Raw genomic sequence first — 24,822 nt, forward strand, 5'->3', positions numbered from 1 at the left:
TGTCGTCAGGCCCAAATCGTCAGGCCGAAGCCTTCAGGCCACAGGCCTCGAATGCGGCACGGGTGGCGCGCTTCTCTGCCTCGGTCAGTTCCAGCAGCGGCGGGCGGACGCGTCCACCCGCCTGCCCCAAAAGCTCCTGCCAATACTTCTGGTGCGAATGCGGCTTCTCGGCCGGGCGCGTGTTCTTGAGCGCTGAACGTACCGGGTCGAGGCTGGCGCTGATGCGGCGCGCCTCTTCGGCTTTTCCTGATAAGGCAAGGTCGGTGTATTCGCGCATGCGCTTGTCGTGCCTGGTCTGGATCAGATAGGGCGGCGACGAGCAGAGATAGAGCTGCCAGTTGAGCTCGAGAATGTTGTCGAGCCATTCTTCCTCGGAGGCCGTGCTGACGAGGATGCGGTCGCCGGCAAGTTCCGTCAGTTCCTTGTACATCGGACGCGGCACAGAATACTTGATGGCGACGACGTTCTCGATGTCGGCGAGCTTGTTGCAAAGACCGGGGCTCATCAGGTAGCCGCTGTCGGGATGGCTCCAGAGTGCTATGCCGATGTCCACCTTGTCGGCGATGGTGCGGTAGTAGTTGAGCAGCGTCTCGTCCTGCTCCTTGAAGAAGTGCAGGATCGGCGCGTGCACGACGATGTAGTCGGCGCCGCACTTCTGGGCATGTTTTGCCAGATCGATGACCACGTCCATGTTCTGGTCGGAGCAGGACATGATGGTCTGGGCGCGACCGGCGCAGGCGTCGACGGCGAGGTCGAAGCTGCGCTTGCGCTCGTCAAGCGACATCGAGAAGAACTCGCCCTGCTTGCCGGCGATGAAAAAGCCGTCGATGCCGAGGTCGCCGATCCAGTGGTCGACATTGCTGCGGAAACCGTCCTCGTCGATCGAAAGATCATCCTTGAACGGCATCAGGGCGGCAGCCCAGATGCCCTTCATCGTTGCCCTCGAATGGGCCTTGGCATTCTTCTTGTCGTATTTCATCGAATTGCGAACCTTTACGAGGCGATTGCAGGCTTCGGCTAGATTGCCATGCGGTGCGAGACGTTCTTGGCCACCATGTAGTGCAGGATGCCTTCGACACCGCCTTCGCGACCGAAACCGCTCTCCTTGACGCCGCCGAATGGCGTCTCGGCGACCGAGGCCTCAAGCGTGTTGATCGAGACGTTGCCCGCTTCCAGATCGTCGGTGATCTGGTCGACATTGGCGGCCGAGTTGGTGAAGGCATAGGCAGCGAGGCCGAAAGGCACGCCGTTGGCCTTCTCGATCGCCTCCTCGAGCGAGGATACGGGATTGATCACCGCCAGCGGGCCGAACGGCTCTTCGCGCATGACGCGGGCATCGTCGGGCAGATCGGCGAGGATCGTCGGCGGATAGAAATAGCCGCTGTTGCGGGGCCGTTCGCCGCCGAGCAGCAGCTTGGCGCCCTTCGAGACGGCGTCGGCGACCAGCATTTCCATTGCCTCGACGCGGCGATGATTGGCCACCGGGCCCATCTCGACACCCTCTTCCAGACCATTGCCGACCCTTACGGCGCGGGCACGCTCGATGAAGGCTTCGGTGAACGACTTGTAGACGCTCTCATGGACGAAGAAGCGGGTCGGCGAGGTGCAGACCTGGCCGGAATTGCGCACTTTGCGGATGGCCGAGGCGATGCCGGCCTTCACCGGATCGGCGTCGTCGCAAACGAGCACCGGGGCATGGCCGCCGAGTTCCATCAGCGTCGGCTTCACGTAGCGGGAGGCAAGGCCGGTCAAGGTCCTGCCGACGGCGGTCGAGCCGGTGAAGGCGATCAGGCGAACCTGCTCCTGCGGGATGAGATACTCGGAAATCTGCGCCGGAATGCCGAAGACGAGGTTGAGCACGCCGGCGGGAAGGCCGGCATCATGGAAGGCCCGCGCAATGTGCAGGCAGCCGGCAGGCGTCTCTTCCGCCGCCTTGATGATGATCGAGCAGCCGGCGGCCAAGGCACCGGCGATCTTGCGCGCCGGCTGGCTCATCGGGAAGTTCCACGGCGAAAACGCCGCTACCGTGCCGATCGGCTGGTGATGGACGATGTAGCGGATGCCCGGCTCGCTCGGGATGACGCGGCCATAGGTGCGCTGGGCTTCGCCGGCGTCCCATTCGAAGAACTCGGCGCCGCGAATGACTTCGAGCCGGGCCTGTTGGAACGGCTTGCCGTGCTCGCGAGTGATATCCCTGGCGACCTCGTCGATGCGCTCGCGCAGAAGCGCTGCCGCCTTGCGCAGCACCTCGGCGCGGCGGGCGGGCGAGGTCTTGCGCCAGACGGCAAAGCCGCGCTCGGCGGCTTCGAGGGCCGCATCCAGATCTCCGGTGGAGGCCACCGGAACGGCGCCGATCACGCTCTCGTCGGCCGGGTTGATGACGGGCAGCGTTTCCGCAGTCCGCCGCCAGGCGCCACCGATATAGAGCTGGAGATCGGGGTAGTTGGACATCGGGCGCCTCGGCTTCGCAATTGGCATTAAATTCGACAGTGCCGGGCATCGGCCCGTGCCGTCTTGGTGCCAACATCGGCGGAAACCATTATATCGACAAGATGGATTTATCTGATAAATTAAGACTGTTTTCTGTATAAGTTAGCGATGAAATGGCCAGGCCGTCCAAGCCTGCGCCGCGGAGACCGCCGTGAAGATCACGATCAAGCAAATCCAGCAGTTCCTGGCGGTCGCCGAGCTCGGCAGTTTTTCGCGCGCCTCGAAGCGGCTTGGAACCGCGCAACCGGCGCTGTCGCAGGCAATCCGTGATCTCGAAGCGGAATTGTCGGTGCGCCTGTTCGACCGCACCACGCGCCGGGTCGAACTGACCGATGCGGGACGAGAGTTCCAGAACTCGGCAACCAAGGTGATCGAGGAGTTGGAGCATGCGGTCGAGGGCGTGCACATGCTGGCCGAACGCCGGCGCGGACGCCTGCGCATCGCCGCCCCGCCGCTGCTCGCCTCGGTCGTGCTGCCGCAGGCCATCGCCGAGTTCCAGAGGAGTTATCCCGGCATATCGGTGCAACTCGCCGACGTCGGCACCGAGCAGATCGTCGAAAGCGTGCGCAGCGGCCAGGCCGATTGCGGCCTCGGCACCTTCTCACCTGCTGAGGACGGCATCGAGCGGCTGTCTCTGGTGCGCGACAGCCTGATGCTGTTCTGCGACCACGACAGCCCGTTTCATGGGGCGGAGACCGTCAAATGGGCCGCTCTGGCGGAACAGCCGTTGATCACGCTGACGCGCGACAGCGGCATCCGGCTGCTCGTCGAAGTCGGCTTCGAGATGGCGCAGATCCCGTTCAAGCCGGCCTATGAGGTGACGCAGGTGACGACGGCCATCGCCCTTGTCGAGGCAGGCCTCGGCATTGCCGTCCTGCCCACCTATGCTCTGGCGGCGGCGCGTTTCAGGAAGGTCGCCGGCAAGCCCTTGGCCGAGCCCACCATCTCGCGCGAGGTGTCGCTGATCCACGCCACCGGGCGCTCGGTGTCGCCTGCCGTCTCGGCCTTTGCCGGCGTCGTGCGCCGCTATGCCCAGCAACTGACGCCACGCGAAGCCAACTGACGCATAGAGCGGCTACGCTTTTCTTCGAATCGCGGAACAACTCCATGTTCCTGTTTTTGCGCGGTTCCGGACGGAAAACCGCTGCGCACTTGTCCTGGAATTGCTCAGCCCTTGATCAGGCGGAGCAACGCCTGCGACAGGACACTATCCTCGGAGGCAAGGTCGAGCAGCACGTCGAAATGGTTGCGGCCGGGGATTTCCATCAGCTGCGAGGCGAAGCCCGCCTCGCGCCACATCTGGTCATAGGCGGTCGACTGCCGCCGGAAGCCGTCAGGCTCGCCATCGGCATAGGCAACGACGATCTGGCAGCCGATCCGTGGCAGGTTCGCCGCCGGGCTCAGCCGTTCGACCGCCGCCTCGTCAAGCTTGATCCAGTCCTGCACGAACGATCTTGCAATCGGCGCAAGATGGAACAGGCCGCTGATCGGCAGCGCCCCCTTGATGACGTCTTCCGGCACGCCAGCCTCGACGTGCCAGCCGCCCGAGAGCACGGCCCCCGTCAGGTGCCCGCCGGCGGAGCTGCCGCCGACATGAATGCGTTCGGGATCGATGCCGAACTCGCGACCGTTCTTCCACAAGAAGCCGATCGCCGCCCTCACCTCGCGCACGATCTCGTCGAGCGACGCCTCGGGCGCCAGCCGGTAATCGACCACGGCGGTGGCGATGCCGTTCTTGGCCAGCATCGCCGCCATGAAGGCGGAATCATGCTTGGACAGCATGCGCCAGTAGCCGCCATGGACGAAGACGAAGACCGGCCGCGGCTCGCCCGAGGTGCCATAGATATCGATCGTCTGGCCGCTCTGCTCGTCATAGACGACGTCGAGATGCGTGGCATGGTCCCGCATCTCCTCGGAGCGGCTTCGGTAGTCACGCATCGCCGCCTCGAAGACCTCAGGCGTCACGGAAGCCCGCGCGCCATAGTCGCGGTCGAGGACGTCACGCGGCCAGTTGGCTTCTTCGGCAAGCACGCTCATGCGCACCTCCTGTCAGGCGACGAAGGCACGGATGGTGTCGGCCACCACCTTGGGCTGCTCGAGCGTCGGGAAGTGCGTCCTGCCGGGCAGCTTGTTGGGCTGGTACCAGTCGTTGCCGGCGGCGAAATCGAGCTGCGCCTGGGCATATTCGGGCTCGAAGGGCTGCGAATAGATGTGGGTGATCGGACGCTTGTCCTTGAGTGCTGCCATGCGCTGCATCGGATTGCCCCATTTGCGATAGGCCTTGCCGATCTCGCGGCCGGACCGCGCCCACATTTCGAAGCTGTATTTGGCCATCTCGTTGTTGACGTGATTGACGATGTCCTGGTTCTCGGTGTCGCCGATCCAGTAGTTGAAGAAATCGCCGCGGCCATTCTCCCAGTTTGTGCGATCCTGGATGTGGTCGATCATGCGGAAGAAGTCTTCGTTCGGCGTGGTCTGGATCCAGTCGATGACGACGGTACGCGGGATGCGCGCCACATCAAGACGGTCGGTCACCTCGATGTTGGCCCAGCCGCCATGCGAGGTCGACACCGGCACCAGCCTGTCGATGTTCATCTTGTCGAGGAAGGCGACGACGTCGGACGCCTGGTCGTCGACGGTGAAGTCGCCGTCATGTTCTCGGTTCTCGCCATGGCCGCGCCAGTCCAGGCGGATGACGCGATGGGTCCTGGCAAGCTCGGGCGCCAGCGTCTTGAACAGGCGGTGGTCCTGGCACCAGCCCGACAGAAGCAGCAGCACCTCGCCCTCGCCGGCCTCGTCATAAGAAAGCATGTTGGCGCCGATCTCGATGGATTTCATCTGATGTCTCCGAATTCTGGGGCGCATCGCACCCTATGTTCCCTTGGTCAGGCGAGCGGCTCGGTGGCGGTCGGCGCATGACGAGCAGTCTTCATGCGCTCAGCGCCGAGTTCGCGGCTCTTGCCGGTAATCTTCATCACTTGCGAGCGCAGATCGTCAGGCCAGAAATTCATGTCCCCGAGGCGTTCGGCGGTGTCCTGGGTGTGCTCGGTGATCGGCCGTTCGCGCTCTTCCCAGGCAGCCAGCGCCTGCTCGATGTCGGCCGCATTTGCAACGGCGGCGGCGAGCCCAAGGCCGTTCATCAGCGCGCAGCCGCCGCCCTGCCCGAGATAAGGCGGCATGGCATGCGCTGCATCGCCCAGGATCGCCGCGCGGCCCTTGCTCCACTTCTTGAGCTTGACCACCTCGAAGGCATCCCAACGACCGGCGTCTCCGAAACGCGAGACAAGGTGGGCGAGATGCGGGAAGGATTCGGTCCACAGCGCCCGGTCGGCCGGAACCTTGAGCGCGGCAGCGTCATCGGCGGCGCAGCACAGCGCAACATAGAGGTCGGTGGCGCTGGCCGGGGTGTAGAGAATGCGACGGGTGCCGGTGAAATATTCGATGTAGCGGTCGCGGTCCTCTGCCGGCACGTCGGCATCGTCGCGGCCGATCAGCATGCGGATCGCGCCATAGCCGAGATGCTTGCGGTACATCATCAGGTCGAGCGAGTCGCGCACCTTTGAGTTGATGCCATCGGCGCCGACGACGAGGTCGGCCTTGCGTCGCGCACCGTCGGCCAGCAGCAACTCGCCCTCTGGCGTCGCGCCCACCGCTTCCGAATTGGTCATGATCTCGACACCGCTGCGGCGGCAGGTGTCGACCAGTGAATTGATCAGCTGCTCGCGCAGGATGGTGATCAGCCTGGCGTCGCCCTGAGCGTTGATGGGGATTTCCTCCATCGTGGTGTTGTGGTGGTCGCGAGTATGGAACTGCGGTCCGATATGGGCGCCGACGACGGCCTGCTCATAGGCGCCGATCGCCTTCAGCACGCGCAGGCCGTTGCTCCAGATGTAGATGCCGGCGCCAAAGGTGCGCAGGTTCGGCGCGCGCTCGTGCACTGTCACCGACCAGCCACGCTGGGCCAATGCGGCAGCCGTGGTCAGGCCGCCAATTCCAGCGCCTGCGATCTCCGCGTGGCGCCCGGCTCCGGTTTTCTCGGTCATGTCTGGATTGTCCTCCCCGTGCGGCAAATCCTGCCGACGTCTGGGGCCCGGCCGCAACGAGGCGACTCGAGCCGAAATGCCTCCGCGTGCTGGCAACGCCCCGCACCGCCAACACGCCTCCTGACGGCAAGTTTCCAGTGATTGGACATTCAGACAAGTGAATTCTCTGGAAATTCCTATGAGGATTTGGAATATCAACTTGGACGCAACGACTTGAAGGCAAGGCTCCGATGAAACTCGTCACCAGCCGTCTCACCATCCGCCATCTGCGCATGGTCGTGGCAATCGTCGAAGAGGGCAATCTGGTGCGCGCCGCCAAGCGCCTGAACATGACCCAGTCGGCGGTGACCAAGGCGCTGCAGGAAATCGAGGCGTTGACCAAGGCGAGGCTGTTCGACCGCACCAATCGTGGCGTCGTGCCGACGATGTTCGGCGACACGCTGGCCGAGCACGCGCGCCTCGTCATCACCCAGCTGGCGCATGCCGAGGAACATCTCGCCGACCTGCGCGACGGCACCGGTGGGCGCGTCGCCATCGGCACCTTGCTGTCGGCGTCGGCCGAATTGCTGCCGACGGCCATCGCCCGCCTGCGCAAGGAGCGGCCCAAGCTCGTGGTCAAGATCGTCGAGGGCACCAATGACGTCTTGATCCCGGCATTGCGCGCCGGCGAACTGGACATGGTGGTCGGGCGCCTGTCCGAACAGCGCGACCGGCTGAATGTCGTCCAGGAGGTGCTGATGGACGACATCGCCTGTGTCGTGGCGCGTCGCGGCCATCCGCTGGCCGAGCGCAGCGAGCTCAACCTCGCCGACCTGATCGGCTGGGAATGGATCCTGCCGCCGCAGGAAACCAGCCTGCGCCGACAGATCGACATCGCCTTCCGCGAGGAAGGGCTGGAGCCGCCGTCGCATGCGGTGGATTCCGTCTCGCTACTGACCAACAGGGCGCTGTTGATCGACGCCGACTATCTCGGCGTGTTTCCCGCCCAGGTCGCGCGCCGCGAGGCCGCCGCCGGCGCCATCGTCATACTGCCGGTGACCTTGCGCGCCACGGCCATGCCGATGGGCATCACCACCCGGACCAATGCGAGGCTGTCGCCGGCTGCCGAAGTGCTGGTGGAAACGCTGCGACGGACCGCCGCCGACCTGGCGCGCCATGACGTATAAGTAATCGCTGCACGATTGATATTCCCGGCCGTCATGGCTGGATGACGAGTTTTCCATTTACCGGAATGCTGGTTGGGCCAAGCTTGGCCGATTGGACAACACTGCGGAGGAGCAGCTGTTGCCTGACGGTCTCTGCCCCGGAAAGCTGGCGCGTTGATGCCCCAGCCCCGTGGAAGCGCGCCGCCTGCCCCGCTGCACCTCCCTTTGAAATGTCCGCTGCAATGGCAAGCAAAACGCGCCGGAGCGGCGGCGAATTTTGGGGAAGAGGAATAAATCTGATGCATTTCAAGGGAATCTTGTCGGCCGCCGTCATGGCACTGTCGGTCAGCGCGGCTTATGCCGAAGACCCGCTCAAGATCGGCATGATCACGACGCTTTCGGGGCCGGCCGGCTATCTTGGCCAGGACATCCGCGACGGCTTCCAGTTGGCCATCGACTCCAACAAAGGACAGCTTGGCGGCAAGGCCGTCGAACTGGTTGTCGAGGACGACAGCCTGAAGCCGGGCAACGCCAAGCAGATCGCCGACAAGATGCTGTCTGAGCAAGGCATCAAGCTGTTCACCGGCATGGTGTTCGCCAACGTCGCCTTCGCCGCCCTGCCCGACATTCTCGACGGCGATGCGATCTATATCAGCGCCAACACGGCATCGGCCACCTTCGCCGGCAAGGAATGCCACCCGAACTACTTCGTCAGCTCCTGGCAGGACGACAGCCAGGGCGAGAGCGCCGGCGCGCTGGCCCAATCTCTCGGCTACAAGAAGGCCTTCCTGATCGCGCCGAACTACCAGGCCGGCAAGGAAACGATGGGCGCCTTCAAGCGCTTCTACAAGGGAGAGGTCGTCGGCGAGACCTATACCGGCCTCGACCAGACCGACTTCGCCGCCGAGATGGCACAGATCCGCGCCGCCAAGCCCGACGTCGTCTACGAGTTCGAGCCGGGCGGCCTCGGCATCGCCTTCATGCGCCAGTACCAGCAGGCCGGCCTACTCAAGGACATCCCGATGGTCGTCCATCCGGCGTCCCTCGACCAGGTCATCGTCGGTGCCGTCGGCGACGCCGCGCTCGGCGTGAAGGTCACCAGCCACTGGAACGACGACTTCGACAATCCTGTGAACAAGGACTTCGTCGCGGCTTGGAAGGCCAAGTTCGGCGACCGTCCGATCACCTATTATGCCGCCCAAGGCTATGACGCAGCACTTTTGATCGGCACCGGCCTTGAAAAGGCAAATGTCGACGACCTGCCGGCCTTCCGCAAGGCGCTGCTGACGTCGGAAATTCCGTCGGTGCGCGGTTCGTTCAAGTTCGGCCCCAACCAGCACCCGGTGCAGGACTGGTATTCGCTCAAGGCGGAAAAAGGCGCTGACGGCAAGATGGTGCTCAAGACCGAGGCCAAGGTGCTGACGGCGCATAGCGACAGCTATGCCGCCGACTGCAAGATGCCGACGGACTAGTAGCCAGAGGAGACACGCGTCCCGGGGCGGGTGGTACCGGGACGCGCATTCGACCAGGATGCGCGACGGGGCCTGCAGCCCCGGCAGCAGTGGCCAGGCTCTCGCTGAGCGACTGGCGTCAGGCAGTTGCAGCGTGGCTGCCGACGTAGAAGACCTCGCGGTCAAGCAAACCGATGTCCTTGGTATCGATGCTGCTTCCGGGGCTGGTCAGCATTTCCCCACACACGCGTCCGCTTCTTGCCAGCCCGGCGAGACAGCTTTACCCATCGTCACGCTGTAATCCCCCTCGGCATGTGGATTTTCTTGGCTTTACAGGCCAATAGCCATCAAACACTTGATGTGATGAAGGTCGGCGGCAGGCGATTGGGTGTTGACCTTTGATCCATCTGGCTTTCCGATTGCAGCCGGAAATCGACGAAGGGCAAGATGCTGAAGACATCAGGGGCGGACAAGGAAGGTGCAGCTGAGCGTCGTGCGATCAGCGCGGATCTGATTGCGGTGCTTGTCGCTGCACCCAACGGAAATCCTGTCGTCCTGACGGTCAAGGAAGGCACCACCCTGCCCTCCGGCCCGTTCGCGCTTGGTCACCGTTCGCTGCAATCAGGTCTGCGCGATTGGGTGGAGCAGCAGACCGGCCACCCGCTTGGATACATCGAGCAGCTCTACACCTTCGCCGACCGCGACCGCAGCATCGAGGAAGCCACCCGTCGGGTGATTTCGATCAGCTATCTCGGCCTGACGCGCGAAGAGCCCTCGCATCGCACGCCGCCGGGCAGCTGGCGCAACTGGTACGAATTCTTCCCCTGGGAGGACCATCGTACGGGCGCGCCCGCAATCCTCGACGACATCATCGTGCCGCGCCTGCGTCAGTGGGCCGATGCTGCCGAGCAAGAGGACAAGCGGCAGAACCGTCTGCGCCGCGCCGCCGGCGCTTTCGGCTTCGACGACCGTCACTGGAACGAAGAGCTGGTGCTGCAGCGCTACGAGTTGCTGTTCGAGGCAGGTCTGGTCGAAGAGGCGGTGCGCGCCAAAGGCGAGGCTGCCGTTTCATCCGTGCCGGGCCGAACCATGACCGGCGATCACAGGCGAATCCTCGCCACCGGCATCGGCCGCCTCCGGACCAAGATCAAATATCGCCCCGTGGTGTTCGAGCTGATGCCGCCGGCCTTCACGCTGCTGCAGCTGCAGCGCGCGGTCGAAGCACTGGCAGGCGTTACCGTGCACAAGCAGAATTTCCGCCGCCTTATCGAGCAGCAGGACCTGGTCGAGGAAACCGGCGAAATGAGCGCCGACACCGGTGGACGCCCGGCGAAACTGTTCCGTTTCCGCCACGCCGTGCTCGACGAACGTCTGATCGCCGGAACCAAATAAGCGAAATCGTGGGTTGACAGAGGTTATGCTCATGCTAAGCATATGTCCCAATTATACTCACTGCGAGCATAATAGGAGTAACGATGTCTGGCATGACCCCTTCCGCCGCCTCGCTCTATGACCGCGTCCAGCGCGTCATTCCCGCCATCGAGTGGCCGGTATTCTCCGATGACATCGACGCCATACTGAGGCTCAAGCGCGAGCGCAACGCCGTCATCCTGGCGCATAACTACCAGACCCCGGAGATCTTCCATTGCGTGGCCGATATCGTCGGCGACAGCCTGGCGCTCGCCCGCAAGGCGATGGAGGTCGAGGCCGACGTGATCGTGCTCGCCGGCGTGCATTTCATGGCCGAGACGGCCAAGCTGCTGAACCCGTCCAAGACGGTGCTGATCCCCGACATGGGCGCCGGCTGCTCGCTCGCCGATTCGATCACGCCCGAAGACATCCGCCTGCTGCGCCAGCGCTATCCCGGCGTGCCCGTCGTCACCTATGTCAACACTTCGGCTGCGGTGAAGGCGGAATCGGACATCTGCTGCACCTCGGGCAATGCCAAGGCGGTCGTGGAATCGCTCGGCGTGCCGCGCGTGCTGATGCTGCCGGACGAGTATCTGGCGCAGAACATCGCTGCCCAGACCGATGTCGAGATCATCGCCTGGAAGGGCCATTGCGAGGTGCATGAGCGCTTCACGCCCGAGGATATCCGCGAGATGCGCGCCGCCCATCCCGGCGTCACCGTGCTGGCCCATCCCGAATGCCCGCCGGAGGTCGTTGCCGAAGCCGATTTCGCCGGCTCGACGGCCGCAATGTCCGACTATGTCGGCCGGGTGAAGCCGGCCCGCGTCGTTTTGGTGACGGAATGCTCGATGAGCGACAATGTCGCGGTCGACCATCCCGATGTCGAGTTCATTCGCCCCTGCAATCTGTGCCCGCACATGAAGCTGATCACGCTCGGCAACATCCGCTCCGCCCTGGAACGCAACGAACACGCCGTGACCATCGACCCAGCCGTCGCGGTGCGCGCGCGCCTCGCCGTCGAGCGGATGCTCGCGGTATGAACGACATCGTTCGCCTGGCCGGCCGCCCCGTCATCATCGGCGGCGGGCTCGCAGGCCTGATGACGGCGCTCGAACTGGCACCGGAGCCGGTCGTGCTGCTGTCGGCAACTCCGCTGGGTGGCGAAGCCTCAAGCGCACTCGCGCAAGGCGGGCTTGCGGCGGCGATCGGCAACGACGACTCGCCCGAACTGCATCTCGCCGACACGCTGGCTGCCGGCGATGGCCTGTGCGACGAAACAGTCGTCCGGCGCATCGTCGAGGCAGCGCCATTGGCCATCGAGAGGCTCGCGGAACTTGGCGTCGCCTTCGACCGCGACGCCAACAGCGTCTTGTCGCTGGGGCTCGAGGCTGCCCATTCCCGCAGGCGCATCGTCCACGCGGCGGGTGCTGCAACCGGGCGCGAACTGATGCGCGCGCTCGTGGCCGCTGTCCGCAACAGGGCTTCGATAACGGTCGTCGAAGGGTTCGCGGCGCGCCGGCTGCTCGTCGAGGACGATGCGATAGCCGGTGTGCTCGCTGAAGACGGCTTCGGCAGCACGGTGTTTGCCAGCAGCCGCGTCGTGATCGCCACGGGTGGCGTCGGCGGGCTGTTTCGCGACACGACGAACCCGCTCGGCTGCTTCGGCCAGGGGCTGGCACTCGCCGCCCGCGCAGGCGCGGCCTTTGCCGACCTCGAATTCGTCCAGTTTCACCCGACCGCACTCGACGGCCTGCTGCGGCCGATGCGGCTGGTAAGCGAGGCGGTGCGCGGCGAAGGTGCCGTGCTGATCGACGAAACCGGACGGCGCTTCCTCGCCGACCTGCCCGGTGCCGAACTTGGCACCCGCGACGCGGTTGCACGCGGCGTCCATCGCCATCTCGCCCGCGGCCACCGGGTGTTTCTCGACGCCCGAGCCTGCCTGGGCAAAAGCTTCGCTGACCGCTTTCCGACAATTGCCGGCTACTGCCACGAAGCAGGGATCGACCCCGCGCAAGACCCGATTCCGGTACGGCCTGCCGCCCATTATCACATGGGCGGCGTCGCGGTAGACCGCGAGGGCCGCAGCACCGTATCTGGCTTGTGGGCCTGCGGCGAAGTCGCCTCGACCGGGCTGCATGGCGCCAACCGCCTTGCCAGCAACTCCCTCACCGAAGCCGTCGTCATGGCCGGCTGGGTGGCACGGAGCGTCGCCGCCACTCGGGACACGAGCCGCATGACAACCGCCTTGCCGCCAGCACCAATGCATCCCGATCCACGCGATGCATGCAAGATCGTCTCGTCTTCGCTCGGCGTCCTGCGCGACGGCGAGAGCCTGCGCCAGGCGGCGACGGCACTGCTGCCGATTGCCAGCGGCAATTCGCCGGCAGCCGATCCAGCCGCTGTCGCGCTGATGATGGCCATTTCGGCACTCGGCCGCGAGGAAAGCCGCGGCGCCCATTGCCGCAGCGACTTTCCCTTGCGAAGCGCGGTCGCGCGCCGGTCGCACATCACACTCGATGCAGCGCTGCAGGCCGCAGCTTCGCTCGATTTCTTGCCCATTGCCCGGAGCGCCTGACGATGCACCTCACACCCCTGCCGCGGATCATGCTCGAGCCGCTGGTGCGTGCAGCCCTGCTGGAAGACCTCGGCCGCGCCGGCGACATCACCACAGATGCCATCGTGCCGGCGGACCACCGGGCGTCAGTCGTGCTCGCCTCGCGCCAGCAGGGTGTCGTCGCTGGTCTCGACCTGGCAGCGCTTGCCTTCAGCCTGATCGAGCCCGCAATCGAGATGAAGGTCGAGAAACCCGACGGCAGCCGCCTGGTCCCGGGCGATGTCATCGCCACACTCAGCGGGCCTGCGCGTGGCTTGCTGACCGGCGAGCGCGTGGCACTGAACTTCCTGTCCCATCTCAGCGGCATCGCCACCGCCACCGCTGGCATCGTCGATGCTGTTGCCGGCCACAAGGCGCGCATCGTCTGCACACGGAAAACGACGCCCGGCCTGCGCGCGCTGGAGAAATACGCGGTGCGCTGCGGCGGCGGCTCCAACCATCGCTTCGGCCTCGACGACGCGGTGCTGATCAAGGACAACCACATCGCCATTTCGGGCGGTGTTCGCCCGGCCATCGAGCGCGCCCGGGCCAATGTCGGCCATCTGGTGAAGATCGAGGTCGAGGTCGACAGACTGGAACAGCTGGACGAAGTGCTTAAGCTCGGCGTCGACGCCGTCCTGCTCGACAACATGTCTCCGGAAACCCTGACGACGGCAGTCCGAATGGTCGCCGGACGGGCGATCACCGAAGCCTCGGGCCGGGTCAACCTCACCACCGCCGCCGCCATTGCCGCCAGCGGTGTCGACCTCATTTCCGTCGGCTGGCTGACGCACAGCGCGCCGATCCTCGATATAGGACTGGACACGCCCCCCTGACCGGGGCAATGGTCCCGCCCCGAGTGGGGATGGCAAGGACACGTCTTGGCAATGGAGAGCGCATGAACGCCGATTTGCACCTGAACGCAGCCGCAACCGAGATCGATGCCGCGCTGCCGCAGTGGAGCCGCGCGGAAGCCCAGGCGATCTACGATTCGCCCTTCAACGACCTGCTGTTTCGGGCACAGACTGTCCATCGCGAGAATTTCGACCCCAACCGGGTGCAGATGTCGCGCCTGCTGTCGATCAAGACAGGCGGCTGCCCCGAGGATTGCGGCTATTGCAGCCAGTCGTCGCGTCATGAATCCGGCCTCAAGGCCTCCAAGCTGATGGAGGTGCAGCGTGTTATGGCTGAGGCCAGGAAGGCGAAGGACGCCGGCGCCACGCGCTATTGCATGGGTGCAGCCTGGCGCAGCCCCAAGGAGCGCGACATGGATGCCGTTGTCGCCATGATCGAGGGCGTCAAGGAACTCGGCATGGAAACCTGCATGACGCTCGGCATGCTCGATCTCGGCCAGGCGCAGCGGCTGAAGCAGGCCGGCCTCGACTACTACAACCACAACATCGACACCTCCGAGCGCTACTACAACGAGATCATCACCACCCGCACCTTTGCCGACCGGCTGGATACACTCGCCAATGTCCGCGACAGCGGCATCAAGGTCTGCTGCGGCGGCATCGTCGGCATGGGCGAGGAGAAGGCCGACCGGGTCGACATGCTGGTGACGCTCGCCAACCTGCCCGAGCATCCTGACAGCGTGCCGATCAACATGCTGATCCCGATCGAGGGCACGCCGCTGGGTGAAGCAGACCCGATCGAGCCGATCGAGTTCGTGCGTACCATCGCACTTGCCCGTATCATGATGCCGAAGTCGCATGTGCGCCTGTCGGCCGGCCGCACGGCGATGAGCGACGAGATGCAGGCGCTGTGCTTCTTTGCCGGTGCCAATTCGATCTTTGTCGGCGACACGCTTCTGACCGCCGAAAATCCCGGCGAAGACAAGGACACGGCGCTGTTCCGTCGTCTCGGCATCCAGCCGATGGAGCTCGACACCTGCGCATCGGCCCGAGAATCGGAACCGATTCTGGGTGAGCACGATGCGCAGACTGAAAGTGCCAGAGCGTCCTTTGCGCGTCCCGCAGGACGCGCGGCGCTCTAGTGAGCGGACGAGCCCTGCTCGACCGCTACCGGGCCAGCCTGAGCGGGCTGGCCCGCAAGAGCCGGCTGCGTGCACTCAGCGGCCGCGCCGGGCTCGATTTCGCTTCGAATGATTATCTCGGCCTGGCGGGCAGCAAGCGCATGGCCGACGCGGTCGCCACCGCTCTGGCCAATGGTACGCCCGTCGGCGCCACCGGCTCGCGCCTGCTGCGCGGCAACGACCCCGAGCATGAGGCGCTGGAAGCAAAAGCCGCCAGCTTCTTCGGCGCAGAACGGGCGCTGTTCTTCGGCGGCGGCTATGTCGCCAACTTTGCCGTGCTCACCACCCTGCCCCAGAAGGGCGATCTGATCGTGCTCGACGAGTTGATCCATGCCAGCGCCCATGAGGGCGCCCGTGCCGGCCGCGCCGAGGTGGTGGAAGCCAGACACAACGACGCCAATGCAGTGGAAGACGCCGTCAAGACCTGGCGCGCGGACGGTGGCACCGGACGTGCCTGGATCATCACTGAAAGCCTCTATTCGATGGACGGGGACCGCGCGCCGCTGGACGACCTCGCCGCCGTCGCCGACCGGCACGACGCCTTCCTGTTCGTCGACGAGGCGCATGCGACTGGCGTCTATGGTCCCGATGGCCGCGGACTGGCGCATCATCTCGAAGGCCGCGACAATGTCGTCGTTCTGCACACGTGCGGCAAGGCACTGGGCGCTTCGGGCGCGCTGGTCACGGCGCCAGCCCTGTTGTGCGACTATCTCGTCAACCGCTGCCGGCCCTTCATCTACGCCACAGCCCCCTCGCCGCTGATGGCGGTGGCGTCGGCTACAGCGCTCGACATCGTCGGCGACGAGCCCGACCGCCGCGACCAGCTGGCCAGGCTGGTGAAGCTGGCAGGCGAGAAGGCCGGAACACTGGGCTTCGCGCCGAGCGGCTCGCAGATCCTGCCCATCATCATCGGCGACAATGCGCGCGCCATGCAACTTGCCGAAGCGCTGCAGGCACGCGGCTTCGACGTGCGCGGCATCCGCCCGCCGACCGTGCCCGAGGGTACCGCGCGGCTGAGGATTTCGCTGACGCTCAATGTCGGCGAAGAAGATCTAGCGGCGCTGTTCGACGCCCTTTCCGAGGAGTGCTCGCGATGACGGCACAGAAGTTGGCGAAGATCGTCGTGACCGGCACCGACACCGGCATCGGCAAGACCGTGTTCGCCGCTGGCCTGACCGCCCTGCTCGACGGCGTCTACTGGAAGCCAGTGCAGTCAGGCATCGAGGAAGAGACCGACAGCGAGATCGTCGCCCGCCTAACCGGCCTTGCGCCGGAGCGTGTGCTGGCTGAAGCCTGGCGGCTGAAGGAGCCGCTGTCGCCGCACCGCGCCGCCGAGCGCGACGGCGTCGAGATCGATGCCGACGCGCTCGCCCTGCCCGCCGCCGCACGGCCGCTGATCGTCGAGGGCGCCGGCGGGCTGATGGTGCCGATCAACCGGCGCACGCTCTATATCGACGTCTTCGCCCGCTGGTCGGCACCCGTTGTGCTCTGCGCCCGTACCGGGCTCGGCACGATCAACCACACGCTGCTGTCCATCGAGGCGTTGCGCGCCCGCTCGGTCCCGCTGCTGGGCGTCGCCTTCATCGGCGACGAGATGGCAGACACTCAACGCACCATCGCCGAGATGGGCAATGTGCGCGTGCTTGGCCGCCTGCCCCGGCTCGCCCCGCTGACGCCCGAAACGCTTGCCGAGGCCATGCGGACGCACTTCAACGCGGCCGACTTCCTGGAGGGCCGGTTCTTCGAGGCCCAGTTATTCGAGGCAAAGTCATGAGCCGTTCGTCGGTCTGGCATCCCTTCACCCAGCACGCCACCGAGCCCGTGCCGCCCGTCATCGCGCGCACTGAGGGGGCCTATGTCGAGACAGCTGACGGCAAGCGCATCCTCGACGCGATCTCGTCCTGGTGGGTCATCACCCACGGCCACCGCCACCCGAAAATCGTCAATGCGATCCGCAACGCCACCGAAACGCTCGACCAGGTCATCTTCGCCGGCCTGACCCATGAGCCGGCGGAACGGCTGGCGTCGGCACTGGTAGGGATGGCGCCTTCAGGCCTCGACTGGGTGTTTTATTCCGACAGCGGCTCGACCAGCGTCGAGGTGGCGCTGAAGATGGCGCTCGGCTTCCACCGCAACAATGGCGCCGCTCGTACGCGCCTGGTCGTGATGGAGCACAGCTACCATGGCGACACCATCGGCACGATGAGCGTCGGCGCGCGTGGGGTGTTCAACGCCGCCTACGACCCGTTGCTGTTCGAGGTCGACACCATCCCCTTCCCCGCGCCCGGTCGCGAGCAGGAAACGCTCGACCGCTTCGAGGCGCTGACCCGCGAGGGCAAGGCTGCTGCCTTAATCGTCGAGCCGCTGGTGCTCGGTGCGGGCGGCATGCTGATGTATCCGGCCCAGGTGCTGACCGAGCTGAAGCGCATCGCCGAAAAGTCCGGCACGCTGTTCATCGCCGACGAGGTGATGACCGGATGGGGCCGCACCGGCACCATGTTTGCCTGCGAGCAGGCAGGCATCTCGCCCGACATCCTCTGCACCTCCAAGGGCTTGACCGGCGGCTCGATGCCGCTGGCGGCGACACTTGCGACCGACGCAATCTTCCGGGCGCATTTTTCGACCGACCGCGCCAAGACCTTCTTTCATTCAAGCTCCTATACGGCGAACCCCATCGCTTGCGCCGCTGCCCTTGCCAATGTCGGGATCTGGCAAGACGAGCCGGTGGCCGAGCGCGTGACGGCATTGGCGAAGATGCAGGCGGAGAAGGTCGCGCGCTTCCGCGACGACTCGCGCTTCGAGAATGTGCGCACGGCCGGCACGATTGCCGCGCTCGACCTGCGTGTCGGCAAGGCGGGCTATCTCGCCGATGTCGGGCCGAAGCTGCGGGCGTTCTTCCTCGAGCGCGGGCTGCTGGTCCGGCCACTCGGCAATGTCGTCTACCTATTGCCGCCCTATTGCGTGACGGCAGGCGAACTCGACCGGCTCTATGACGCCGTCGACGAGGCCGCAGAACTTGCTGGCGGCGTCGGATGAACGGCACTGCGCGAATCGCCGGCTTCGGGCACCATGTGCCGGGCCGCAAGGTCGGCAACGCCGAGATCGAGGCGAGCCTCGGGCTCGACGCCGGCTGGATCGAAGGCCGCACCGGCATTCGCTCGCGCTACTGGGCCGAGCCTCGGGATACGCTTTCCGACCTCGCCGCCAAGGCAGGCGAGATGGCGCTGCAGCAGGCCGGCATCGCACGCGACGATATCGGCCTGCTGCTGCTCGCCACGTCGACACCCGACCACCTGCTGCCACCAAGCGCGCCGCTGGTCGCCCACAAGCTCGGCCTTGCCAGGTCGGGCGGCATCGATCTCGCCGGGGCCTGCGCCGGCTTCATCTATGCGCTGACCTTCGCCGACGGCTTCGTGCGACTACACAACAAGCCTGCCATCGTCATTGCCGCCAACATCCTCAGCCGCCGCATCAATCCCGCCGAGCGGGCAAGTGCGGTGCTGTTCGCCGACGCCGCAGGGGCAGTCGTGCTCACGCCCGCCGACGACCCCGGCCACGGTATTCTCGGCGCCTCGGTCGCGGCCGATGGCGGCGGCTACGGCCTGATCCAGATTCCGGCCGGCGGCAGCAACCGGCCTTTCTCAGACGAACTCGACATCGCCGAAACGCGCATGACCATCGCAGATGGGCGGGCGGTTTTCGCCAAGGCGGTCGAGATGATGAGCCGTTGCTCCACGGAGGCGCTCGCCGCGGCTGGCCTGGAAACGTCTGCCATCAACCGCTTCGTGCCGCACCAGGCCAATGCCCGCATCTTCAATGCAGTGGGCAAGTCGCTCGGCATCGCCGACGACAGGATCGTCAAGACGATCGCCGACTACGGCAATTCATCGGCCGCCACGATCCCACTGTCATTGTCGCTGGCGCATCTGAAAGCGCCGTTCCAGCGCGGCGAAAAGCTGCTGCTTTCGGCAGCCGGCGCGGGTCTCACCGGCGGTGCGCTGGTGGTTGGAATATAGCTTCGCGCCGGCTGGCGTATCAGGGAGGAACAATGCGCAAGATCGTAGCGGGCAAGCTGCATGGCATCCACGTCACCGAAGCCAACCTCAACTATCACGGCTCGATCACGCTCGACCCCGACCATTGCGAAGAAGCCGGCATCCTGCCGATGGAGTTCGTCGAGATCTGGAACAAGAGCTCCGGCGCGCGGATTTCGACCTATGTCATCCTCGGCGAACGCGGCTCGCGTTGCTGTATCCTCAACGGTGCCGCCGCCCGCACCTGCCAGGCCGGCGACCAGGTCATCATCTGCAATTCGGTATATGTGAACGAAAGCGAGATCACCGCGCTCAAGCCGCGCGTGCTGACCTTCGACAAGGACAACCGCATCGCCGACCGGCTGAGCTATTCGGTCGAGCGCGACCAGGCCGGCCGCTACAGCTTCTCGATACTGGACGAGGCCAGTGCCAGGCTTCCGATCCCGGCACTGGTCAGCAGTCACTAGCAGCATTCCTCCGGGGACAAAGCTTCTGCGGGCGTTCATGACCAGACCTCGGCAGGCAATGCAATCGCATGCCGGCTCTCGGTAATTGCAACGCCGCTAAATTTCCCACACAAGTAGCATCACAGCTTGGCGCAGACGGAAGGATCATCGGGACTGCATGCAAGGCAACACCGGGGAAGCTGTCAATTTCATATGGATCGGTGACAGGCTTGGCGGATTGCATGCAGCATGCATCCGCTCGTTTCAGCGGCACGGCTATCGCCCGGTGTTGCACACGTTCGACGCACCCGGCGACACCCCTGACGGCGTCGAAATTTTCGACGCCTCGCAACTGCTGTCAAGGCATGAGATCGTTGCCTACAGACGTGAGAAGAGCCTGGCACTGACGGCGAACATCTACCGCTACAGGCTGCTGGGCGCCGGGCTTGGCCTTTATGCCGACTGCGACGTCTACTGCCTGAAGCCGTTTCCCCGACAAGACTGGCTATTTGGCTGGGAGACGAATGGCGTGATCAATAATGCCGTGTTGAAGGCACCAGCCGACAGCGAGTTGGTGAAAAGCCTCGTCAAGAGCACCACTGGCCGGCATTTCATCGCCCCATGGTGGTCGCCGAGAAAGAAGGCGGCCTACGGTCAGCTTCAGAAACTCGGGATTGGACGCGACATCAAGCGGACCAAATGGGGCACGACCGGCCCTCGGCTCCTCACCCATTTCATCAAGGAATATGACCTGGCAGACAAGGCGCTCCCCATGGACGCATTCTACCCGGTCCATCAAAAGATGACCGATCTTCTGTTCGACAGCAAGCTATCGATCAAGGACATCACGACACCGAGAACCTACGCGATCCACCTGTACAACAACTCGATCTCACCAACACTCCATCCGCCGGCAGGCAGCCCCCTTGCCGAGATCCTTGCTGTTTCCTAGCGCAAGGAAGCTGGAGGGGCGGAGTGGCGACCGCCACCGGCGCAAAAGACACGCCGGTGGGTTTCAGGCTGACACGAAGCGACGAATGACGCCTTAGCGGCGTTCAAGGTGCTCGACTGCGAGGAAGGCAGCCTTGGCTGCCAGCGACAGCTGCTTGGCGGAATCGACACGGGCCGGCGTGTAATAATGCTCCTCGTGCAGCATGTTGACCGTGCCGAGCATGATGTCGCCGACGAAGACCGGCCAATTGAGCACCGAACCGCAGCCGAGCGACCAGATCAGCTCGTGATCGGGGAAGACGTCGGCAATGTCCTTGATGGTGTTGGCGACGAAGGGCTGGCGCTGGACATGAATCGTCTCGAACCAGTGGGTGCGGTTGATCGGCTTGGTGCCCGAGACGGGATAGGCATCGGGATGGCTGGTATAGGTGCGGCCGGAGACCTCGGTGGCCCAGTCGAGCTTCATCACGGTGAACAGCTTGGCGCCGACGACGACGTCGGCCAGAGCCTGCAGCGCCGCCCACACGCCTTCGACCTCCGATGTGGTCGCAATGGCGGCATCAAAGGCGGCCAGCGCCTCGGCGAAATTGGTCTCTGTCATGGTGTACCTCTATTTCAAGTCTTGGGTAGAGACGCGCTGAACCTGGTCAGTTCGCGCGAATAGGCATCGACGAGTTGGCCGCGCTTGAGCTGGTCGACACTGGCTACCTCGACGACGCGGCCATGGCGCATCACCGCAAGGCGGTCGCACAGGAACGAAACGACCGGCAGATTGTGCGTTACCATCAGATAGGTCAGCCCCTGCTCGCGGCGCAAGCGCTTGAGCAAATTGAGGATTTCCGCCTGCACCGAGACGTCGAGCGCCGACGTCGGCTCGTCGAGCAACAGCATCCTCGGCTTGAGAATCAATGCGCGCGCAATGGCTACGCGCTGGCGCTGGCCACCCGAAAGCTGGTGCGGGAAGCGGAACCGGAAGCGGCGGTCGAGGCCGACCCACTGCATGACTTCGTCGACGCGCTCGCCGCTGTTGCCGATGCCGTGGATGGTCAGCGGCTCGCTCAGCGTCGCATCGACAGTCTTGCGCGGATGCAGCGAGCCGTAAGGGTCCTGGAACACCATCTGGCATTGCTTGGCAAAAGCACGGTCGATGCCATGGGTGCGCGGCTCGCCAAAGACCGAGATCGAGCCGGTCCAGCTTTTGGCCATGCCGGCAATGGCCTTGAGCACCGTGGTCTTGCCCGAGCCGCTTTCGCCGACAAGCGCGAAGCTCTCGCCTTGTGCGACCTCGAAGCCGATGCCGTGGGTGACCTTCGAATCGCCGTAGGAGATGTCGAGGTTGTCGATCGCCAGCGCGTTCATGTCGAAGCCCCAGTACGTTCGAGGACAGGAAGCTCGTCGCGGCTTTCGTCGAGGCGCGGGATCGAGGCGAGCAGGCCCTGCGTATAGGGATGCTTGGCGTTCCTGAGTTCGCCGGCATCGCATTCCTCGACCACCTCGCCGCTGCGCATCACCAGGATGCGATCGCAATAGGCCGAGACGAGGTCGAGGTCGTGGCTGATCAGGATCAGCCCCATGCCCTTGCGCTTGACCAGGTCGTCAATGATCTCGAGCACCTGGGCCTGGACGGAAACGTCGAGCGCCGAGGTCGGCTCGTCGGCGATCAGAAGATCGGGCTCCGGGATGAGCATCATGGCGATCATGACGCGCTGGCCCATGCCGCCCGAGACCTCGTGCGGGTAGAGGCCGAGCACGCGCTCCGGATCGTTGATGCGCACGGCTTCCAGCATGGCAAGCGTGCGGCTGCGGATATCGCTGCGGCCCAGCCTCTGGTGGGTCAGCAATGCTTCGGCGATCTGATCGCCGATGGTCATGACCGGGTTGAGCGAGAACTTGGGGTCCTGCATGACCATAGAAATGCGCGCGCCGCGGATCGAGCGCATCTGCTTTTCCGACAGCGACAGAAGATCGGTGCCATTGAAGCTCATCTCGTCTGCGGTGACCCGGCCTGGCGACCGGATCAGCCGCAGGATCGAGCGGCCGGTCATCGACTTTCCTGAGCCGCTCTCGCCGACGATGCCGAGGCGTTCGCGGCCAAGCGTCAGCGACAGGCCCTTGACCACGTCGACCGGACCACGCGCCGTCGGGAACGTGACCTTCAGGTTGCGTATTTCAAGCAGCGGGTTCATTGCCGATCTCCATGCTTGGGGTCGAGCACATCGCGCAGACCGTCTCCGAGGAAACAGAAGCCGAGGCTGACGATGACGATGGCAAAGCCGGGCATCGTCGCCACCCACCACTGGTCGAGGATGAAGGAGCGGCCGCGCGAGATCATCGCGCCCCATTCCGGCAGCGGCGGCTGGGCGCCGAGCCCGATGAAGCCGAGGCCGGCGGCCGTCAGGATGATGCCGGCCATGTCGAGCGTGACCCGGATGATCATCGAGGACGTGCAGAGCGGCAAGATGTGGTTGACGATGACACGGAACGACGAGGCGCCCTGCAACTCGACGGCCGAGACGAACTCCGAGTTACGGATGGTCAGGGTTTCGGCTCGGGCGATGCGGGCATAACCGGGCCAGGTCGCAATCGCGATGGCGATGATCGCGTTCTGGATGCCGGGTCCGAGTGCTGCCACGAAAGCCAGCGCCAGGATCAGCTTCGGCATCGACAGGAAGATGTCGGTGATGCCCATCAGGATGCGATCGACCCAGCCGCCGAAATAACCGGCGACAGCGCCGATGATCAGGCCGACGGGCGCGGCAAGCACGGCCACCAGCGCCACGATCATCAGCGTAATGCGCGCGCCGTAGACCACCCGGCTCCAGATGTCGCGGCCGAGCTCGTCCGTGCCCATCCAGTTGTCCCAGCTCGGCGGCTTGAGCCGCATGGCGAGGTCCTGGCCAACAGGCGAATGGGTGGCGATCCACGGCGCAAACAGCGCCACCAGGATCAGCGTCAGCACAATGACCGCACCGACCATGGCCAGCGGGTTGCGCGCCAGCGCGCGGCTCAGCCGGTAGCTGCGGCCAAGCCGGGCCTGCAGGCGCGAGGACGGCGAATCGTCAAGAAGCCAGTCACGTGTCGTAGCCATCAGCGTGCCCTCGGGTCGAGGACGCGGTAGAGCACGTCCGAAATCTTGTTGATGCCGATGAAGACGGCGCCGATGACCAGCGTCGCGCCCAGAACGGCATTCATGTCGGCGTTGAGCAGCGCCGTCGTCAGGTAGTTGCCGATGCCCGGCCAGGAGAACACGGTCTCGATCATCACCGACCCTTCGAGCAGGCCGGCATAGGACAGGCCGATGACGGTGATCAGCGGCACGAGGATCGGCCGGAAGGCGTGGCGCCACAGCACCAGCCGCTCCGACACGCCCTTGACCCGGGCGGTAGTGACATATTCCTGCGCCAGTTGGTCGAGCATGAAGGAACGCGTCATGCGGGCGATGTAGGCAAGGCTGAAGAAGCCGAGCACCGCTGCCGGCAGCGCGATATGGGTCAGCGCGTTGACGAAGATCTCGGTGTCGCCGGCAAGCAGGCTGTCGATCAAAAGCAAGCCGGTAACCGGCTCGACGAGGCCATCATAGAAGATGTCGATGCGGCCGGGACCGCCGACCCATTGCAGCTTGGCATAAAACAGCGCCAGACCGACTAGGCCGAGCCAGAACGCCGGCACCGAATAGCCGAGCAGGCCGACGACGCGGATGACCTGGTCGACGAGACTGCCCTGACGGCTGGCGGCATAGACGCCCATCGGCACGCCCATCAGCACGCCGATGATGATGCCGATCGTCGCCATCTCCAGCGTTGCGGGAAAGACGCGGGCCAGATCCTCGGCGACGGGCCGGCCCGTCGAGACCGACATGCCGAGGTCACCCGTCAGCACGTTGCCGACATAGTGGAAGAACTGGACGATCAGCGGCTTGTCCAGGCCCATCTCGATGCGGACGGCCTCGTAGACGGCGCGCGGGGCACGGTCGCCGACGACGGCGAGGACCGGATCGATCGGTACGACCCGGCCGATGAAGAAGGTGATGGCGAGGAGGCCGAGGAAGGTGAAGGCGACGGCGACGATGACGCCAAGCACGCCCTTCACTGTCTTCCAGGCGTGCCGCGCATTGCGCGACGAGCCGCCAGGCCCTGTTGGAAGCGCCTTAGCGGCGGAGTCGATTTCTGATGCCACGCGGTCTTTGTTCCTACCACATTGGCCGCGTCGCGGATGCGGCACGGA

General features: G+C 64.9%; 24 protein-coding genes. 14 read left to right on the plus strand and 10 right to left on the minus strand.

All coding sequences use genetic code 11. The features are described 5' to 3' along the window. Positions 1-19 precede the first annotated feature (19 nt). Positions 20-979, minus strand: coding sequence for a dihydrodipicolinate synthase family protein (locus tag DY201_RS18170; RefSeq protein ID WP_115732403.1), 960 nt, complete (start codon positions 977-979; stop codon positions 20-22). Between the two features lie 38 nt (positions 980-1,017). Continuing rightward, positions 1,018-2,451 carry an NAD-dependent succinate-semialdehyde dehydrogenase gene (locus DY201_RS18175; RefSeq protein WP_115732404.1) on the minus strand — a complete coding sequence of 478 codons (1,434 nt, stop codon included), beginning with the start codon at positions 2,449-2,451 and terminating at the stop codon, positions 1,018-1,020. Positions 2,452-2,641: 190 nt separating this feature from the next. On the opposite strand from DY201_RS18175, the gene DY201_RS18180 reads away from it, so the two are divergent. Then, entirely contained in the window at positions 2,642-3,553 is a 912-nt protein-coding gene (locus DY201_RS18180) for a LysR family transcriptional regulator (RefSeq protein ID WP_115732405.1), read from the plus strand. A gap of 104 nt (positions 3,554-3,657) precedes the next feature. On the opposite strand, the gene DY201_RS18185 is transcribed toward DY201_RS18180, so the two are convergent. From DY201_RS18185 to DY201_RS18195, 3 genes are read right to left on the minus strand one after another with little or no spacing between them, the layout of a single operon-like run. Next, complete coding sequence (locus tag DY201_RS18185) at positions 3,658-4,527, minus strand: alpha/beta hydrolase (RefSeq protein ID WP_115732406.1); 870 nt, start codon at positions 4,525-4,527, stop codon at positions 3,658-3,660. Between the two features lie 12 nt (positions 4,528-4,539). Beyond that, entirely contained in the window at positions 4,540-5,328 is a 789-nt protein-coding gene (locus tag DY201_RS18190) for an alpha/beta fold hydrolase (RefSeq protein WP_115732407.1), read from the minus strand. A gap of 47 nt (positions 5,329-5,375) precedes the next feature. After that, positions 5,376-6,533 (minus strand): FAD-dependent oxidoreductase, encoded by a 1,158-nt coding sequence (locus DY201_RS18195; protein WP_115732408.1) that lies wholly within the window; start codon positions 6,531-6,533, stop codon positions 5,376-5,378. A 230-nt stretch (positions 6,534-6,763) separates the two neighbouring features. Between DY201_RS18195 and DY201_RS18200 the strand changes: the two genes are divergently transcribed. From DY201_RS18200 to DY201_RS18260, 13 genes are all read left to right on the plus strand, one after another. Then, the gene (locus DY201_RS18200; protein WP_115732409.1) at positions 6,764-7,699 is read left to right on the plus strand and encodes a LysR family transcriptional regulator; all 936 of its coding nucleotides are present in this window, start codon (positions 6,764-6,766) and stop codon (positions 7,697-7,699) included. A 278-nt stretch (positions 7,700-7,977) separates the two neighbouring features. Continuing rightward, positions 7,978-9,150 (plus strand): ABC transporter substrate-binding protein, encoded by a 1,173-nt coding sequence (locus DY201_RS18205; RefSeq protein ID WP_115732410.1) that lies wholly within the window; start codon positions 7,978-7,980, stop codon positions 9,148-9,150. 426 nt (positions 9,151-9,576) lie between these two features. Continuing rightward, entirely contained in the window at positions 9,577-10,521 is a 945-nt protein-coding gene (locus DY201_RS18210; RefSeq protein WP_115732411.1) for an NUDIX hydrolase, read from the plus strand. A gap of 83 nt (positions 10,522-10,604) precedes the next feature. After that, the gene (gene nadA, locus DY201_RS18215; protein ID WP_115732412.1) at positions 10,605-11,579 is read left to right on the plus strand and encodes a quinolinate synthase NadA; all 975 of its coding nucleotides are present in this window, start codon (positions 10,605-10,607) and stop codon (positions 11,577-11,579) included. Next, positions 11,576-13,114: an L-aspartate oxidase gene (locus DY201_RS18220; RefSeq protein WP_115732413.1), complete on the plus strand. Its 1,539-nt coding sequence runs from the start codon at positions 11,576-11,578 to the stop codon at positions 13,112-13,114. Before nadA ends, DY201_RS18220 begins: the two co-directional genes overlap by 4 nt. A 2-nt stretch (positions 13,115-13,116) precedes the next feature. Further along, positions 13,117-13,968: a carboxylating nicotinate-nucleotide diphosphorylase gene (gene nadC, locus DY201_RS18225; RefSeq protein ID WP_115732414.1), complete on the plus strand. Its 852-nt coding sequence runs from the start codon at positions 13,117-13,119 to the stop codon at positions 13,966-13,968. 62 nt (positions 13,969-14,030) lie between these two features. Continuing rightward, positions 14,031-15,128 (plus strand): biotin synthase BioB, encoded by a 1,098-nt coding sequence (gene bioB / locus DY201_RS18230; protein ID WP_245432032.1) that lies wholly within the window; start codon positions 14,031-14,033, stop codon positions 15,126-15,128. After that, positions 15,128-16,264: an 8-amino-7-oxononanoate synthase gene (locus tag DY201_RS18235; protein ID WP_115732415.1), complete on the plus strand. Its 1,137-nt coding sequence runs from the start codon at positions 15,128-15,130 to the stop codon at positions 16,262-16,264. Before bioB ends, DY201_RS18235 begins: the two co-directional genes overlap by 1 nt. Next, positions 16,261-16,941 carry a dethiobiotin synthase gene (bioD, locus tag DY201_RS18240; RefSeq protein ID WP_115733860.1) on the plus strand — a complete coding sequence of 227 codons (681 nt, stop codon included), beginning with the start codon at positions 16,261-16,263 and terminating at the stop codon, positions 16,939-16,941. Before DY201_RS18235 ends, bioD begins: the two co-directional genes overlap by 4 nt. Further along, positions 16,938-18,203 (plus strand): adenosylmethionine--8-amino-7-oxononanoate transaminase, encoded by a 1,266-nt coding sequence (locus DY201_RS18245; protein ID WP_115732416.1) that lies wholly within the window; start codon positions 16,938-16,940, stop codon positions 18,201-18,203. Before bioD ends, DY201_RS18245 begins: the two co-directional genes overlap by 4 nt. Beyond that, entirely contained in the window at positions 18,200-19,183 is a 984-nt protein-coding gene (locus tag DY201_RS18250; protein WP_115732417.1) for a beta-ketoacyl-ACP synthase III, read from the plus strand. The genes DY201_RS18245 and DY201_RS18250 overlap by 4 nt, the downstream gene beginning before the upstream one ends. 32 nt (positions 19,184-19,215) lie before the next feature. Beyond that, entirely contained in the window at positions 19,216-19,668 is a 453-nt protein-coding gene (gene panD, locus DY201_RS18255) for an aspartate 1-decarboxylase (RefSeq protein WP_115732418.1), read from the plus strand. Positions 19,669-19,825: 157 nt separating this feature from the next. After that, positions 19,826-20,599: a hypothetical protein gene (locus tag DY201_RS18260; protein WP_115732419.1), complete on the plus strand. Its 774-nt coding sequence runs from the start codon at positions 19,826-19,828 to the stop codon at positions 20,597-20,599. A gap of 93 nt (positions 20,600-20,692) precedes the next feature. Here DY201_RS18260 and DY201_RS18265 read toward each other — a convergent pair whose 3' ends face one another. From DY201_RS18265 to DY201_RS18285, 5 genes are read right to left on the minus strand one after another with little or no spacing between them, the layout of a single operon-like run. Continuing rightward, complete coding sequence (locus DY201_RS18265) at positions 20,693-21,199, minus strand: GAF domain-containing protein (protein ID WP_115732420.1); 507 nt, start codon at positions 21,197-21,199, stop codon at positions 20,693-20,695. Between the two features lie 14 nt (positions 21,200-21,213). Then, positions 21,214-21,957 carry an ABC transporter ATP-binding protein gene (locus DY201_RS18270; RefSeq protein WP_115732421.1) on the minus strand — a complete coding sequence of 248 codons (744 nt, stop codon included), beginning with the start codon at positions 21,955-21,957 and terminating at the stop codon, positions 21,214-21,216. After that, entirely contained in the window at positions 21,954-22,784 is an 831-nt protein-coding gene (locus DY201_RS18275; RefSeq protein ID WP_115732422.1) for an ABC transporter ATP-binding protein, read from the minus strand. Before DY201_RS18275 ends, DY201_RS18270 begins: the two co-directional genes overlap by 4 nt. Continuing rightward, positions 22,781-23,686 (minus strand): ABC transporter permease, encoded by a 906-nt coding sequence (locus DY201_RS18280; RefSeq protein ID WP_115732423.1) that lies wholly within the window; start codon positions 23,684-23,686, stop codon positions 22,781-22,783. The genes DY201_RS18275 and DY201_RS18280 overlap by 4 nt, the downstream gene beginning before the upstream one ends. Beyond that, on the minus strand, positions 23,686-24,678 hold the full coding sequence (locus tag DY201_RS18285) for an ABC transporter permease (protein ID WP_115733861.1): 993 nt from the start codon (positions 24,676-24,678) through the stop codon (positions 23,686-23,688). The genes DY201_RS18280 and DY201_RS18285 overlap by 1 nt, the downstream gene beginning before the upstream one ends. Positions 24,679-24,822: the final 144 nt, after the last annotated feature.

Source organism: Aminobacter aminovorans, from assembly GCF_900445235.1.
Taxonomy (GTDB): domain Bacteria; phylum Pseudomonadota; class Alphaproteobacteria; order Rhizobiales; family Rhizobiaceae; genus Aminobacter; species Aminobacter aminovorans.